The sequence below is a fragment of the Hyphomicrobium sp. CS1BSMeth3 genome (assembly GCF_900117415.1).
Lineage (GTDB): Bacteria > Pseudomonadota > Alphaproteobacteria > Rhizobiales > Hyphomicrobiaceae.
Window position 1 is genome coordinate 865,630 of sequence record NZ_FPEI01000006.1, and the last position, 15,084, is coordinate 880,713.

The window sequence follows — 15,084 nt, forward strand, 5'->3', positions numbered from 1 at the left end:
GGCCTAGCCTCGCTGTCTCCCTAGTGCTGAAGGGGAAGGGGCTTTGTGGTGATGATTGGGCACCGAGGAGCTGCCTCAAGGGCTACCTGTCGGAGGTCTTGGGCATGGCACTTCTGGTCCACTCCGCGCACAGACACAGAGGCCTCCTAAAGGCCACTACCAAGGGTCCTACACCAAGGGAAGTAAGGTGCATCACTCCCGCCCGTTTAAGCGAAGACCGGCCCGAGGCCCAGCGTAGGTATGAGCCTGAGGTAGGTCCCGGGCCGCAGCTCCCCGGTGCCAGCTATAACCCCACCATCCCTCTCCTCTAATCAACACCAGTCCTTAGGCCGGATGTCCCGAGGCAGCACAGCGGGACCGCCGCCCTCTGGCATTCCGGGCTGCACTGTGTGGTGTCCGTCAGGCCAGCGAGCGACATAACCTCCCCGGCACCAGCGCACGATCACTCCGCCGCCTTGAGCCGTGACTGTCTCGTAGCTGGGAAGTGCGCGCCGCGCATTCCACGCTCCATACGCGAGGAAGCCAAAGAAGGCTGCGAACAAGGCCAGCCCAACTAGATGCCCTCTATCGATCGAAGCAAACCGCATGGCGCAATACCTCCGAGTATCCATTGGTCGTGGTGATGATGGAGCTGTGGAGTTTAGCCGAAGGGTTACGCAAGGACGGCCGATCGTTTTCCGAGGTAGGGTAGTAGCCACCCGTGATGCCGCGCCGATTGTTGGGCTACCCCTCCGTAGAGCAACGCGATGCTAAGAGGCCATGTTCGCTTCCAGCCTCAACTCTCTGCGGAACGCGCCATCTCCCTAGGGCGTGCGAAGGGTTCGTAGCCAGCGGCCGTTTGCGCGCTCAGGTAGGGTAGTAGCCAAGGGATGCATCGCGAGGAAAATAGGCCGCCCCTCCGTAGAAAGCGGTGATGCTGTCAGGCGACGTAGGATTCCTCGGTGCCGTTATCGTTGTCGCACTCGGGTGCATCGGTCGGGGCACCAAGGGAGGCATCAGAGACAGGCTTCTCCATCGGTCTGTACTTGGCTAGCGATGGACCATCTCGGCTGTCTTCACGTGCCGTTCGTCCGGCTGCCGTCTCGATGCGCCGAATGATCATCCTCGGCGTTGTCCTTCCCTCAGACCACACCTCTAGCTGACCCTTGAGGCCTAGCTCCACGAGGTAGCGGCAGGCTGCGTGCTCGGGATCGAGGGAGCGCTCCACAATGACGGGGCTGCGCGCTGTCCCAAGGCGAACTGCATAGAGCTGCCCGCGTGGAGTGCGATGCGTTGGCGCGAGGTAGACCCGCATGGGGTTGCCTTTCTCGTCAGCAGAAGAAGTAGGCACTGTCCATAACCCTCCTCACATCGAACTCTCCGCGCGGGGGGAGCTTGGGCAGCTCGGCTCTGGCCTCGGCATTGGGTAGCGCCTTGAGCACAGCCTCGCGGAACGCCTTCAATGGCCGGCCCTCGTGGTGACACCTGACGAAGCCGGACCGCACGCACTGGCTGATGACATCCATGTCAGGAGCCAGGCCTCCAATGCAGTCATGAACGGTCGTGAGATCGGTGACACCGCACGCTTCGGCTTCAAGCACGGCAAGCACCAGTGCGGACGCGTCGAGGGCCTGCACGAAGTTGGGGGCTACACCGCTGCGCGCTTCTTTGTTGTCGAAGCGGCTAAGGTCGTTCTCGGCAACTGAGATCTCGCTCCGCTTGCCAGCGAAGATGACTTTCCGAGTGATGGTGGTGTGCTGGTAGTACAAGTTACGCCAAGGCCATCCCGCGGGAGTGCGCCAATCGATCTGGTCCGCGACGCCATAGTCCCCGAGGAGACGCAGCGCTGACTTCAGCCACGCGAAGACGCCATTCGCCGCGTTCACACGGTCGCCGAGGGCCTTGGTCATCTTCTTGGAAAGCCAGCCCACGAGTCTGCCCTCTTCGGGGCTGTCGGCCGGCACCTCGCGTCCCCACTCCAGCCGCTTGGGGTCCACCTCATCGAGGTAATCGCGGATCTCATCGAGGGTGACTTTGTGCGTGCCTCCGTAAGGTGTGACCATCACCACGCGCTTAGCGAGGGACCGCGGGGCTTCCTCTCTGCCGATCACACGGAGCCACATGTTGGCGTTGCGGCGCTCCTCACCGCTCGTGTTGTCGGCCGCATGGATGACTAGCTCTAGGAGGCGATCGGCAACGGCCTGATAGATGTCAGCGCGAGTGTTGCTTGGCTCCAGGTTCACCAGTCTGGCGAGAGCGCTATCCCCTGCGAGTGCTGCGAAGTGCTGGAGGCCGTTGCAGGTTCCATCGATGTAACACGGGAGGTGCGTGACGAACTCCGGGCTCCGTCCGCTATCGACATAAGCAATCCACTCGCGAGCCGCTGCGAGCGCAGACCATAGCTTGTCCCCCGCCATCTGCTCCCACTGTTGCCTATTCCCGAACGGGTCTTCCGCAATGCGTCGCAGCAGCTCCTCATGGTCTCGGGTCCACTTCTCTCTGTCGGCCCACGAGAGCTTGTCCTGATCGAATGCCTTTGCCACCTGATAGGCCAGCCACTTCGGCCCGGAGCCGTCACCTATTGGCTTACCCTCGGCAAACCGCAGCATCGAGCGCGAGAGGTCAGAGCTTTGAGGATTAAGCGCAGTGCCGGCACAGTAGATGCGCCCGCGAAAGTCGAGACGATGAGCGAAGTAGCAGCGCGGGTCCGTCTCTTGTTCTTCCCCTTCGATGCGCAGGCCACGAATGTCGGCTGCCTCTGCTAACACGCAATGTGCCCACAGCGCTCTAGATCGGCGGCTTTCGTTATTGCGATGGGCCTTGGCTGCTCGTGCACGCCACGCTGTCATGGCATCGGCATCGCTCTGATCGAGAGGCTTAGGCGGCACCTCCTCAACGAAACTGTCCGGCAGTCCGTGAAGATCGAGGCCGGCAGTCGCCGCCTCGGAGGCCACGCTAAGCACATGCTCGTTGGGCGTGAACGGTACTCGCTGCAACGCGTTCACAGCATCTAGCACAGGCTGAGCACCACGCCGCACTTCCTCATCGCGAAAGGCCACATCCAGAGACTGTCTCACGTAGGGCTTGTCAGCCGAGATGATGTGCCCTCGCTCTTTGTTGATGAGGTAGCCTCCACCTCGGAGCCAGCGCCATGGCTTCGGCGGACACACCATCGCTCGCTCTAGCGTCGCACCGATCGCAGCACGCTGGATGCCTTCCTCAAGATGCTTCCACGCGCTGGTGGACAGCTTAACGTAGCGTGGAAACCTGCGGCTGCTTCCATTGCCTCTGCCTCGCCGCTCTAATGAGATCTCACCCCGCGTCACATACTCGGCTGTCAGGAGTAGCCACATCCCGAGTGCAGTCCGAGCGCTGCGCGCCCATGGTTCCGCGGCCTCTAGTAGCTCGGGCGATGCTCTGTCGGCATCGAGCGCTTTCCTGTTGAAGCCGATGCGGAGAACAGCTTCACGGTGGCGTGGTGTGGCGCCGGCATCATCAAGTCGTCGCTTGAAGCTCTTGAGGAGGCCGGGGGAGTGCTTCTCCCACAGTGCTATCCGCGTGGCCCACTCTACTTCCCTGCCGATGTCAGCACTGAGCTGTGTTGCAGTGACGGGCTCGATGCCAGCCGCCACCATCCGGTTCACCAGCGTGGCCAGAATGGTCTCGATGGTCAGCAAGGCGAGTGCTTCGGCGCCGATCTGCTCATAGGCATCTAGCCAGCGAGGGCGTTTGCCACGGGTGTGCTTCGCCTTGTGAGAAGCGCTCTCGATGCTCTCGACCATCAGGGCAGCCCAGTGATGGGACATGCGTCGTGTTGGCTTCATGCGTCCGGGGTCGCCATCAGTGATTGCCTTGTCCCAGCCAATGAGCGTCTTGTGGTAGGCCTCCACCTTGTTGACGAACTCTCGTTGGAGCTGGAGCAGCTCGCTCGGGTCGGTTGGAAGCTCCGCAGGAAGGAAACGCTGGGCCAGCTCGTCCTCAGCATTGCTGCGGATCGAGGAGCGGCGGACGGGATCGCGATCGGATCTGAGCGGCTGGGCTCTGTCGGGATGTTCGTTGCTATCACTGCTCATGTGAGCCGTAGATCTCCCTGTATCGGGGCAGATGAATACAGCCGCCCTCAATGAATGAGGACGCTGATGCTTCGATAGTTGAAGATGATGGGTAGAGGCAGCGCGCGCCTCAGTCCGTAACCTTGGGCTGCAAGCGGCGTTTCGGCGTTGTTCTGCGTAGCCTCAGGCCGCGCAGCATCTCCGCCTGCCTTTTCGCCTCTCTCATCTTGCGCTGGGCGAGCGGGTGGCTATGCGGCACTAGGCTGTCGATAATCAGCTCATATCCTTCACAGCCTGCTGCCCACTTTCCTACGGGATGTCCGCCGGCATCCCATCGAACCGCAAGACAGGTCGGTCCTTGATGCCACTCGCTGATGTCATCTGGATACTCGACGACGCCCACAATCGGTGCTGTAGGGCCTCCATCGGTCATGGACACTATACGAACGTGCTTCCCGTTTCGCAGCTCTCCGAAAAGATATGGCGTCTCCTCAGGGTGGGCATCGAGCAGTGCGAGCTTGCCGACGCGCATCCATAGGCGCCAACAGAGCACCACGGGAGTGCGCTCGGGCTGTTGATCGTGCGTGTTCGAGGAGGCCTCCTGCGCCGCTGCTATCGGGATTAGCTCCGGCATTTCGCTGCATCTCCTGTCGGTGTTGAATAGGACGACAGCCGGGAGCCACACAGCAGGCGACGTATGCGGCATCTGATAGGCAGCGACGATAGGGAATGCCTTACTGCCCGCACTCCACGACAAGATGCGGACTGGGACGTTACACAAATCAAGTAGAGTGTCGAACGGAAGCAGCGGCCGGAAGTTCGGCCGCCGCCTCCTGCTGTCTTTCGGACTGCTGTCGTTTGACGAGTGCACTGTCTTGCGCTCGCTTACGCCACTGCGATTGCCTTCACAGCTCCTGCCCAAGGCGAAGACCGGTGACGCTTCCCGAGCGCGCGACGAACGCGAGATGCCTTGATGGCGCTGCGGATGACACCAGAGACATTGTGCCAATACACGTAGCCCGCTCCCTTGATCCCATCGAAGCCGTGCTCATCGACAAGCTCGTTGAGCTGCTGCTGTATCGAGGCAGACGAGCGGTTCCCCTTTCCAAGGCCAATCGACACCACTAGGCCTTCAGCAAGGATGAGACACGGCGCACCTTCGTGATGGCCCCGTCCAAGGGCCCGCGTTCCATCGATGTGGCGCGACAGTTGGGCAATGAAGCGATTTCTCGCTGCTACTGAGGTCTTAGGCATGGTCAATCACCGCTCCTTAATCCTACCTGCCGGCCCCCTTTCGGCCGGCTCAACGCGGAGGAGAATACCGCATAAGTAAGCGAAGTCGACGGCATAATACCTTGATAGTAAAGGATAATACGTCACGTGGACACTGCCGTCCTGGGGATACTATCTGGGAGCGGAGGATTGCCTCGCTAGAAGGCGATCGCAGCGGCAGTTCCGTCTCAGCCCCCATCGCGCGGATCGTCATAGTTGGCCGGACTGAGCAGAGAGGGGTTGAAGCGAGGACGAAACACCTTCGTCACATCGCGCCACGAGAAGCCTATGGGGCCGACACGCTTCGCCAGCGTTACCGCAATGGCACGCTCGTTGTACCAGAGCTTCTTCTCCGGTCCCGTGGAGGCTAGCGTCTCAAAGCTGGTGCTGGGGTGCAGCACCATGGCGACGTCGAGGTCCATCCAAAGGTCCGCGTTCGCTATCTTGTCACCGACACGATCACTGCCCTTCGCCGAGAAGACAGAAGGTTTCCTGTGCCAGTCATGCGCCTTCCAGACAGGCAGCATCATGGCACCTTTGGAAACGTATTCTCCGACGAACATCCTCAGCGTGCTGGGTCCTAGCTTTTCGCTTATGTGCGAAAGCACGCGCTCCACACTCACTAGCTCCATCGCATTGGGACTGTAGTTCGGCGATCTATCCGCGACGGCAAACCACGCTGTTTCCGTCCGTATGACAGCGCCGAAGCTCGCTCCGTCATCGTCCCGCGATACCCGTATGAAGGCCAACACGGTGGCTGCTGCTGCTGTTGCTTCTGCGTTCGTACTCATTGCTCATGCGTTCCAAGTGATGTCGGTGATAGTAGCGGTAGTTGTGGCTGTTGCGATGGAGAGGGAGGCAACTCGCCGAGAAAGCTGGTCACTCGTCACCGTCACCATCGTCCAAGCCATACGCTTCGAGCGTCACCGCTCGCCGCTGTGCTTCGACCGCCTGTCCGATCGTGCGCCGCTTGTGGTAGACGCGCTCAACGACCTCGGGATGGTCGCGGAGGATCGTGTTCCACGCGATGTTGCGGTACTGCCCGATGATGCGGCGGATGGCGTAGAGTTTGGTGCCGGGCATATCGCCAGGGCCATCAATCAAGTTCTTCTGATAGGCGTCGCTCTCGATGAAGTCCTCCAAGCGTTGCCGCAGCGGAGGTATCGATCCGGGCGCAGGATCGCGGGACCGGTCGCCGTACTCGTCATAGAGCCGCTTGCCGTTCGACAGCTTGAACTCCACGAGATCGAGGCTGCCTTTCTCGCCGGGGACTTGCTTCGTGCGGGGTAGCGGTTCGGGGACGCCCTTGTTGCCGGTCTCGACAAGGCGGGCGTATTCGTTGAGGAGAGCGTCGTCGTCCTTGTGGGAGGTGATGACACCACCTTGCTTCTTCATCGGCTCACCCCACGGTGTCCGCCTTGCAGCCAGGCCCTCGGAGGCAACTGGTAGCCGCTTCAACGCCATCTCGAACCAGTCGTTGGCCTCCCGGATCATCGGGTCGCCGAGGTAGTTGTTCGACTGGTTGATGAAGTTGGGCACTGCGATGGATGCACCGATGTTGCCCACGTACTGCCCGAGCTTCTTGCCACTCATGTCGGTGGCAGCTTCGATAAGCTGGGAGAGACCTTGCATGATGTGGCGGGAGAGAACGCTGTCGGCGAGCGACATGGCGAACACGGTGGCCCACTGCCCCATGTGCTCCTCGTCGAAGTCATCAATACGCTCGGCCACGATGGCAGGGACGTTGATGATGATGCCGAATGGGTCCATGCGCTTGGCGTTGAGCGAGGCTCCCGTACCTGGGATATCGATGCCGCCGTGGTGTCTTCCACGCTGCTCAAGCATCTGCCGCGCTGGCCAGTCTGGGCGGCCGTCGTTTTTTAGAGGCCCGGAGCCACGGGAATTGCCGCTTACCGCCGAAGCGAGAGCTAGCGTCCACAGGGCATAGCCCATGTAGAGCTTCCCTGTGGCAACCGCTGCCTCGTGCCCGCCTGCCTGCATCGCCTTCTGATACGCTTTGCTCATGTGAGCCAAGCCAGGAGTCAGCGACGCCGAGTAGTGCATGAGGTTATGGATGATGCTCGGGAACGGCACCGCGAACTTCAGCATCGGGTAGCGAGCGATATTCTGTTTCATCATCCCCATGAATGAGTCATGCGGGACGGCATTCATGAAGGTGGAGGACTTCGCTGCCGCAAGTGCACGCTGCGCCAGAGGATCATCCGGGTTGGGGATGCGTCCCAATGTCGGATCGTCGATGAAGGTCTGCTCGAAGCGCTTCCTCGCGTAGGCGTCCAGCTCTGCGCCCTTGAGGCCTTGAGATAGGCCGTCCGTATGTGCCGCTGCCAGAGCCTCAGCGTGGTAGGCCGCTCGCTTGAAGAGTTCGTCCTGTGCCGACAGTGTACGCGTGGACACAACGCCAAGGGCATCACCATAGAGCTTGATCGCGTGGCCGACTGCGCTCTCCGCGATGTTGCCCGCTGTGGCGCCGCCTTCCTTTACTGCATCGGGGTTTATGCCGAATGCGCGCCTCGGGTCCATGTGGTCGGCAGGGAACTGCCCATATCTGTCCACATTGGGATCGAGCTGAGGCCTGCCCTTCTTGAAGCTCTCTTTGGCATAGCCCAGAACCGTGGCTGCCTCGCTCACCATGTAGCTGTACTGCCGCATCCCTTCCCTGATCATGGTCTGATCGCCCAAGCCATAACCACCAACGATCTTGTAGAGCGGATGCAGAGCTGTTGCGGTGAAGGAAGAGGTGATGTTGACAGCGTGTGTCTCGAATCCTGAGAGAATGCTCCGTATCCAAGCCGCCTGGACGAAGTCGCGGAGGGCCTCATACCGCGTGGGACTGAGTGCGCGCCCCATGGCCTCAGGGTCGGAGCCTGCCGTCTTGATCCGCTTGAGCAGCATATCCAGCGGGGCATCCGCTGCGGTCGAGGCGAAGTCGATCTGCTGGTTGGGTGTCCGCGAGCGGCGCATGGCGTTGAGGGCACGGCCGACTTCCGAGGTCATGCCGCCCACCATGTCTTGCACCATGACGTAATGCGCCACCTTGTCCCGGAGTGCCTGCTCTGCCGCTTCCTTGGAGCCGTACGTGCCGAACTCGGGCCGTGCGTTCTCAGGGTCCAACTGCCGAGCGAGCGTGTGGAGTTCCTCGGCGAGCCCACTGGTGTACTGGCGCATGGCTAGCAAACGAGCGTGGACGTTCTCCAACCTGTCGCTTTCTCGGGTGATGCGGTTGAGGATCTCTCCCGGCTCCTGCCCGAGCTGCCGTGCGAAGGACTGCGCGAGCTTGTACGCCTCGCCGTAGGAGACACGACCGCGGTTGGCGAAGCTGTCCGGCAATTCCTTGAGGAGGCGGGCTTCCGTTGCCTCGATGACGGCGCGGATATGTCCTTCGTGCGTGAGGCTGTCGAACCTAGACGGTGTTGGAACGTCGTGGCCGATTGCATCGAGATCTGTCCTGCGAGTAATGCGGATAATGTCATCCACAACACCGTCAACTAGGGCCTTGTCGCTCGGGACTAGCCGCGTCGTGCTCGGGTGAGACGGGTCGCTCATCGGGCGGAGCGGCGTGTCCTCATTGATCGGGCGGGGCTTCCACTCGGGGAGCGTGCCGTCATTCAACGATGACGTTGCAGGAGGCTGTCTGTCCAAGGCGGTCTGCACGCGGTGTGCGCTCGGAGAGCCTGCGCCAATGTGCTGGGCGGCGATGGAGCTGTCACGGATAGCACCGATGACTTCGGCTGCCTCGCGGAACAGCGGCGTGTTGGGCAGCTCGCCAGCTACGCGATTGCCGACCATGAAGGCGACAACTTCTTGGTCGAGTGCCTCCTTGACCTCTGCCGGTGTCATGCCTTGTGAGCGATACCAATCCTCATAGGCTCCGGTCTTCCGCACGAGATCATCAATGGAGACGATCGGCGAGCCATCCCGAGCAACGGCCTCGCGTCCGCCCCACTCGATGCGCATCTCTTTGCCGGCCGCGAGGAGTGCTTCCCACTGACGGCTACCAAGCTTGCCGCCCTCGCGTAGAACGTGGATCTCTTCGTGTTCAAGGATGTTGCGCTTGGCGTCATCCACGGACATTCCAAAGCGCTGGGCATATGCTTCCGTCCGCTCTCGCATAACGCCAACGATGCGGTGCCGCGTGTGCTGGAAGCCTTCCCCATCAAAGCCAGTGTCACGGCCAACGCGAACGTCGTAGCCAAGCGCTCTGATGCGATCGACGACTGTCCCCGTGCCCTCCCTGAGGAACGCTTCCTCTGCAACACGATCGGCCTCCCACTCGATGCCTTTGATTGCCGGAGCATGTCGTGCGTGCGCCTGTGGTGCCTCGCCGGGGAGCTGGCCAGGGAGTGGGTCATTGGAAGGGCGAAGGCGAGCGGCGAGAGACTGCGCCTCGGAGGATGCTCTCGGGTTAGCGCCTCCGAGCTGACGCATCACGACGGGAGGAGACGTTGCAGGGGATGGTGCCGCAGGTTGCGGCTTGATGGTGAGCTTGGTGCCTTCGTCGGAGATGGTTGCGGGCGTGTTCAGGCGTTGGAAGCGACGCAGCGCAGTCTCAACGGACTGCTGCACGTCGGCCTCAGTGGCCTTGGGCTTGCCGGTAATCTGCGACCACCATTCACCCATTGGCCTCGTGATGCCGTTGGGGCCTTGCTTCATTCGTTCGAAGCGGTGAAGTGCCGTCTGGACAGACTGCCGGGATAGCTCGTCGCGCACAGCGGGGAGTTGGCGTGCACGCTCTAGGGCTGTCGTCACCGAGTCTGCGGACCGCTCTGCCGCTTCGTCCGTCTGTCGTGCGGCTGCTGATGCCTCCTGAAACGATAAAGGCCCCGCTCTGGGGGCCTCTGCTAGTTCTGCTGCTGATGTTGCCGTTCTCGGCTGTGGCGGCGGGGGCCATCCTGGTCGCTGTCGATCGAACGCCATGACACCGCGGGTCGCATTCGCTCCCGGCACTTGCTGAGGCGCTGCTTCATCGAGCTGTGAGGCACGGGGACTAAGGCCGGTGCGATCGAGGCCGGTCTGTATGGACTGCTGCGCTGCATCTGCGGAACGGACGGCTGCTGATGCCTCATGGAACGACTGCGGTGTTGTCTCGGGAGCTACTTGCGTCGCACGCGGCAAGGGCGGCCATGCAGGCCTCTGAGTGTCGAACGCCATAACACCGCGAGTGAGGTTCTCCCCTGGGATCTGCTGGGGACGAGCATCGCCGACAGTCGCAAGGGCCTGCTGGAGGTCACGGCCTGCGGGACTTTCCGGGGCAAGAGCACGTTGCACGTCAGGGGCGAGACCACCGCCCTTGTTGACCGCAGCGAATGCCTTCTCCGCTTCCGCCAGCTCTGCATCTGCGTCGGCATGTCTCCCCTGTTGGGCAGCACGTAGCGACTTCACCACGCGGAGGCCCACATCGATACTGACACCGATGCCGAGCCCCTCAAGCATATTCTTGAAGCGGCCCTCCGCCTCGGTATCCCCTGGAGCATGTGCTAGGTATGCAGTCACCGCATCGTTGAAGCCAGCGTGCTCGCGGAGGAGGTTCGAGAGACGAGCTTCCTTGCCGTCGAACGCAAACATGTCGGTGACAGCACCACGCGCGGCGGCCTGACCAACTGCACCCGCTGCGGTGGTCGCGCCCCGAAGGATGCCGGCTGCTCGTGCCAGCTTACCGAGGCCGATGTAGGACGCACCGAACTGAGCGAAGGCCCCGACGATGCGGGAGCCCTGCGGCATGGACTTGTAGTAGTTCTCGAAGTCCTTCCGCCATTCACCGTGGTGTGCGCCTGTCTCTCCGCCACCAATCACCTCACGGGCGAAGTCGTAGGGCTCCAGCACGAAGCCCTTGACGGCGCCGCGCCACACCGCGCCGGGCATGGAGGTGACGTCTTCCCAGAGCGAGTAGGGCTTCGCATCTGGTGAGGCTGGCTGCTGCTGCTGCTGACGAAGGATGTTGTCAATCTGCTGAGGAGTCGCTCGTGTCACGAAGAGGACGGCCGCCGCATCATCGTCGGAGAGGCTTGCCAGCTCCGGGCGCTGCGCCTTCGCCTGCTGGGCCTCCTCGGGAGATGGCCACACGGGGGCTCCGCCTGGCAGTCCTGGGAGTACGCCCTCGCCGGCTGTCGGGATGAAGCTGCCCTGAGGAGCGAGAGCCGCAGTCGGTGCTGCCTCGGGAGAGGCAACTGTCTCATGCGGGAGAGGATCGCCCATGTCGGAGAGCCCCGAAGGGCTAGAGGGCGACGTCGTAGGAGGTAAATCTGTCGCGTTCGGTAACGCCGTGGGGTCGGGCTGCGGTGCAATTGGATTTGACGGTGCTCCGTCGATCGCGGGGCCGGGGACTGGTGCAGCGTTGTCGCCGGTCAGGTCGCTAGGGGCAGTGGGGGGCAGTGCCTCGCCGCTGTCTGACAGCGAAGGCTCGATGAGGTTGGCCATGCGGAAGTGGTCCTTCGTGGTGGGAAGTGGATTGGTGGACGGTGAGGGGGGATAGAGAAGGCGCGTGCGGAGTCAGCCCCCGTGCGCGGTACTGCCGCGGGAGGTCGTGGTGGGGCGGGTGGATTCTGGAGAACGGGAGAGCGCGGAGAGGCGCTGAGCGGCGGTGCCGGTTTAGGTGAGCGCTAGCGTTAGATGGCAGCCCGATTGAGGCTAGCTGGTCTCACTGCCGCCCAAGGATGGCGTCGGGGTACGCGCGGGGTACGCGATCCGTCATCTATTAAACAGCCCACAACTGGCTACCGAGAGGTTGCCCCAATGCTCTACCTGGGGAGGGCCGGAGGGAGGTCGGGGGGACGATCCGTCATCTATTAAAGGGAGCACAACTGGCGCCGGGGAGGGGCGATCCGTCATCTATTAATGGGTCACCAACTGGTCACCGAGAGGTTGAGCTGATGCTCTACCTGGGGAGGGTCATGGCGACGATCCGTCATCTATTAATGCCCGAACAACTGGCTGCCTCCCACGGTCCCACGTCTATTAAAGCCCCCCCAACTAGCTGTCGGTCCCGCTTTCACAGTGTCACCTGTGGGAGAGCCACCGCCTGGACGCAAGCCCTTCGCTGCTCCATCGAGGGACCGCCCGAGTATGTCCCCAAGGTCATCCCCTCGCGGTTCGTCTTGTGGCCCACGACCGCAGCAATGATGTGCGGAAGAATGCCGGCCTGCTCTGCCTTGGTCGCAAACCACCTGCGGAACGAGTGGAAGTCCACTCGGGAGCGCTTCTCTCCGGGTAGCCTTTCGTCAACACCGACGCTGCGACGGTAGGTGACAAACCGCTTGCCGACCTCATCGGCACGCTCCGCGAGGCGACCCTCCTTGTCGTCTGGCAGCTCAGGGAACAGCCACGCGCTTGATGCCTTGCCGGACACTCGCTTGGCGATGAGCGACGCGAGGTCACGATGGAGTGGCACAGCGCGGATGCCGGCTTTGGTCTTGGCGCGGGGAAGATCGATTGAGAGCCCAAGAAGGTCGACGTCGCGGACACGAATGCGGCCTATCTCCTCCCGGCGCATTCCGCTGAGTGCTGCAATGAGCATGAACTCCATGAGCACGGGGTCATCCGGCTTGCCTGGGTGGAGGAGGCGAGAGACTTCATCGTCAGTGAAGGGGCGCGGCTCGTTATCTTCAATCGTGCCATCGTTGTTGAACTTGGGAGCGCTCCTCGGCGGCAGTCTCTGTCCACGCCAAGGATTGTCCGAGCCGAGTGGCAACTTGCCTTTGTCCCCAAGCCAGCGCCAGTAGGACGACAGCGCGGAGACATACTTGCGAGCTGTCTTGTACTTGGCCTTGGGTGCGATGAAACGCTTGGAGATGAAGTCGCCCGCCGCGCGCCTGTCGAACGCCTCCAGCGTCTGAGGGAGCCCGTGCTCGGTCGCGAACGCTGCTAGGTGGCGGATCGCGTCAGCGTAGTGCTTGAGCGTGCGAGGCTTCACGTGCCCATCGAGATCCGTCATCCACTGGTCGATGTGGACGGTAATCGGCGTCCGCTCGCCTTTGATGATGCCGAGGTATTCTCTCGCCTTCTCCGGGGAAGCCTGCTTCGCTATTTCGGCTGCATCGTCGTCAAACACCTCTGTTTCGAGCAGTTCCATTACGGCGATGTCCGATGCCCGGCCGTCGCGCTCGATGTGTCCCTTGAAGTCGTCGCGAAGCTCTCGATAGTCGAGCGCCCGAGCCACAATCGGATCAAGCGGCGCTGCCTTTGCTTTGCGCTCGGCTTCCTTGATTAGCGTCTTCCACTCTCGCAGATGCGGCCATGCCCTGACTTCGGCCTCGCTACGGCTGTCGGTCCCGAGCCCCTTCTTGAAGACTGTCTTTCCGATGGTCGCTTGAAGATGCCTAGGGACACGGAATACCGCCCGCCACTGCCTACCGTGGAACTCTAGGTGATCGTATTGGAGACGCGATGCCATGGCACGAACTCGACAGCCGAATGAACCTGCGAAGCGGTCATCAAACAGCAAGTCAGACGGTCAGTGCAACCCTCTTTGGGGGAGCATTGGGGGAGCGCATGGGGGAGCAGATGCCCACGGAGCATCCGTAAGTGGCTGATATTAGGGAATATTAAGTGTGCTCGGAGATGTGGCTGGGGGACTAGGATTCGAACCTAGACAGGCAGAGTCAGAGTCTGCAGTCCTACCATTAGACGATCCCCCAACAGGCGCCGGTCAGGGCCGGCGCGCTGGGAGGCCTCTCTTATCAAGCGTCGCCCCTCGGCGCAACCCTGTCACCGCCCCTGCGGATATTGCCCGCGGCGCTCGAGCGTCAGGATGACCCAGCCGTTCAGGCGGTCGGCCCGGACCCGCGCAAATCCCGCCGCAGTGTAGGCCGCCAGCACCGCCGCAGCCTGCGATTGCAGGATCCCCGAAAGAACCACGATCCCTCGGGGAGGAACGGCCTTTGCGAGCCTTTGCGCGAGACGGATCAGGGGCTCCGCAAGAATGTTGGCGACGACCAGATCAAAGGGCACGCGACGGCGAAGCAGGGGATGCTCGAGGCCGAGCGCGGCAACGAGGTTGATGCGATCCCCGAGCGCATTCTTGTACACGTTCTCGCGCGCGACGCGCACGGCCTCGGGATCGAAGTCGCTCGCCGTGATCGTGGCCGCGGGCAGCACCCGCCCCACTGCAATGGCGAGTACGCCCGAGCCGCATCCGAGATCGAGCACGCGCCCGAAATGCCGCTGGCGCGTGAGCCGGTCGATGGCCAGCAGGCAGCCGAGCGTCGTTGCATGATGGGCGGTGCCGAAAGCCTCGCCGGCATCGATCTCGATCGCATTGCGGTGCTTGCGGCCGATCGCGCGATCGTGGCTGCCGTGAACGAGAAATCGCCCCGCCGCGACGGGCGGCAGGCCCGCCTGGCTCACCGCGACCCAGTTCTCATCTGGCACGGCTTCGATGGAAACGCGCGCGTCGGTTCCGATGATGCCGGTGATCGTCGCTGCCTCGATCGCGTCCTCATAGTACGCGTCGATGATCCAGCCATTGCCCGGCGCTTCGAAGAGGCTCACGGCCAAGGGCGAGTGCGTTACCGCCTCCTCGATGAGGCCCGCGATCGAGCGCGCCGCGCCGACGTCGTTCATGATGATGCGGGCGCGGTGCATAGGTTGAGCCTGCTGCCTGTTGGTTCCGGCCCGCGGTGTACCCGGACCGAGGGCGTTGTGCACGCGGAAACGAGGGGTCGCGCCTGCGGCGCGAGTGGGGCCGCATGCCTCTGGCATGCCTCCGGCATGACCCCACACCCCGACCGGGGGACACCCCCGGCCCCCGTCTTTTATGAATTTGAGA

General features: G+C 62.3%; 6 protein-coding genes and 1 tRNA gene. All 7 read right to left on the reverse strand.

Annotated elements, in window-relative coordinates:
- Positions 1-1,310 precede the first annotated feature (1,310 nt).
- Entirely contained in the window at positions 1,311-3,761 is a 2,451-nt protein-coding gene (locus CS1BSM3_RS19155) for a DNA-directed RNA polymerase (RefSeq protein WP_174263733.1), read from the reverse strand.
- Positions 3,762-4,161: 400 nt separating this feature from the next.
- Complete coding sequence (locus CS1BSM3_RS19160) at positions 4,162-4,665, reverse strand: hypothetical protein (RefSeq protein ID WP_072389595.1); 504 nt, start codon at positions 4,663-4,665, stop codon at positions 4,162-4,164.
- An 826-nt stretch (positions 4,666-5,491) separates the two neighbouring features.
- Complete coding sequence (locus CS1BSM3_RS19170) at positions 5,492-6,094, reverse strand: ribonuclease H family protein (RefSeq protein WP_072389599.1); 603 nt, start codon at positions 6,092-6,094, stop codon at positions 5,492-5,494.
- Positions 6,095-6,182: 88 nt separating this feature from the next.
- Positions 6,183-11,384, reverse strand: coding sequence for a hypothetical protein (locus tag CS1BSM3_RS19175; RefSeq protein ID WP_072389601.1), 5,202 nt, complete (start codon positions 11,382-11,384; stop codon positions 6,183-6,185).
- Between the two features lie 925 nt (positions 11,385-12,309).
- Positions 12,310-13,710, reverse strand: coding sequence for a tyrosine-type recombinase/integrase (locus CS1BSM3_RS19180; RefSeq protein WP_072389603.1), 1,401 nt, complete (start codon positions 13,708-13,710; stop codon positions 12,310-12,312).
- Between the two features lie 170 nt (positions 13,711-13,880).
- A tRNA-Gln gene (locus CS1BSM3_RS19185) sits at positions 13,881-13,954 on the reverse strand.
- A gap of 70 nt (positions 13,955-14,024) precedes the next feature.
- A complete protein-coding gene (locus tag CS1BSM3_RS19190) occupies positions 14,025-14,900 on the reverse strand; it encodes a 50S ribosomal protein L11 methyltransferase (RefSeq protein ID WP_072389605.1) in 876 nt (291 codons plus the stop codon).
- Between the last annotated feature and the right edge of the window lie 184 nt (positions 14,901-15,084).

Excerpts from the sequence above, each read along its gene's own strand:
- CS1BSM3_RS19170 (WP_072389599.1), bottom strand. The coding sequence starts at position 6,094 with ATGAGTACGAACGCAGAAGCAACAGCAGCAGCAGCCACCGTGTTGGCC.
- CS1BSM3_RS19190 (WP_072389605.1), bottom strand. The coding sequence starts at position 14,900 with ATGCACCGCGCCCGCATCATCATGAACGACGTCGGCGCGGCGCGCTCG.
- CS1BSM3_RS19160 (WP_072389595.1), bottom strand. The coding sequence starts at position 4,665 with ATGCCGGAGCTAATCCCGATAGCAGCGGCGCAGGAGGCCTCCTCGAAC.
- CS1BSM3_RS19155 (WP_174263733.1), bottom strand. The coding sequence starts at position 3,761 with ATGGTCGAGAGCATCGAGAGCGCTTCTCACAAGGCGAAGCACACCCGT.
- CS1BSM3_RS19180 (WP_072389603.1), bottom strand. The coding sequence starts at position 13,710 with ATGGCATCGCGTCTCCAATACGATCACCTAGAGTTCCACGGTAGGCAG.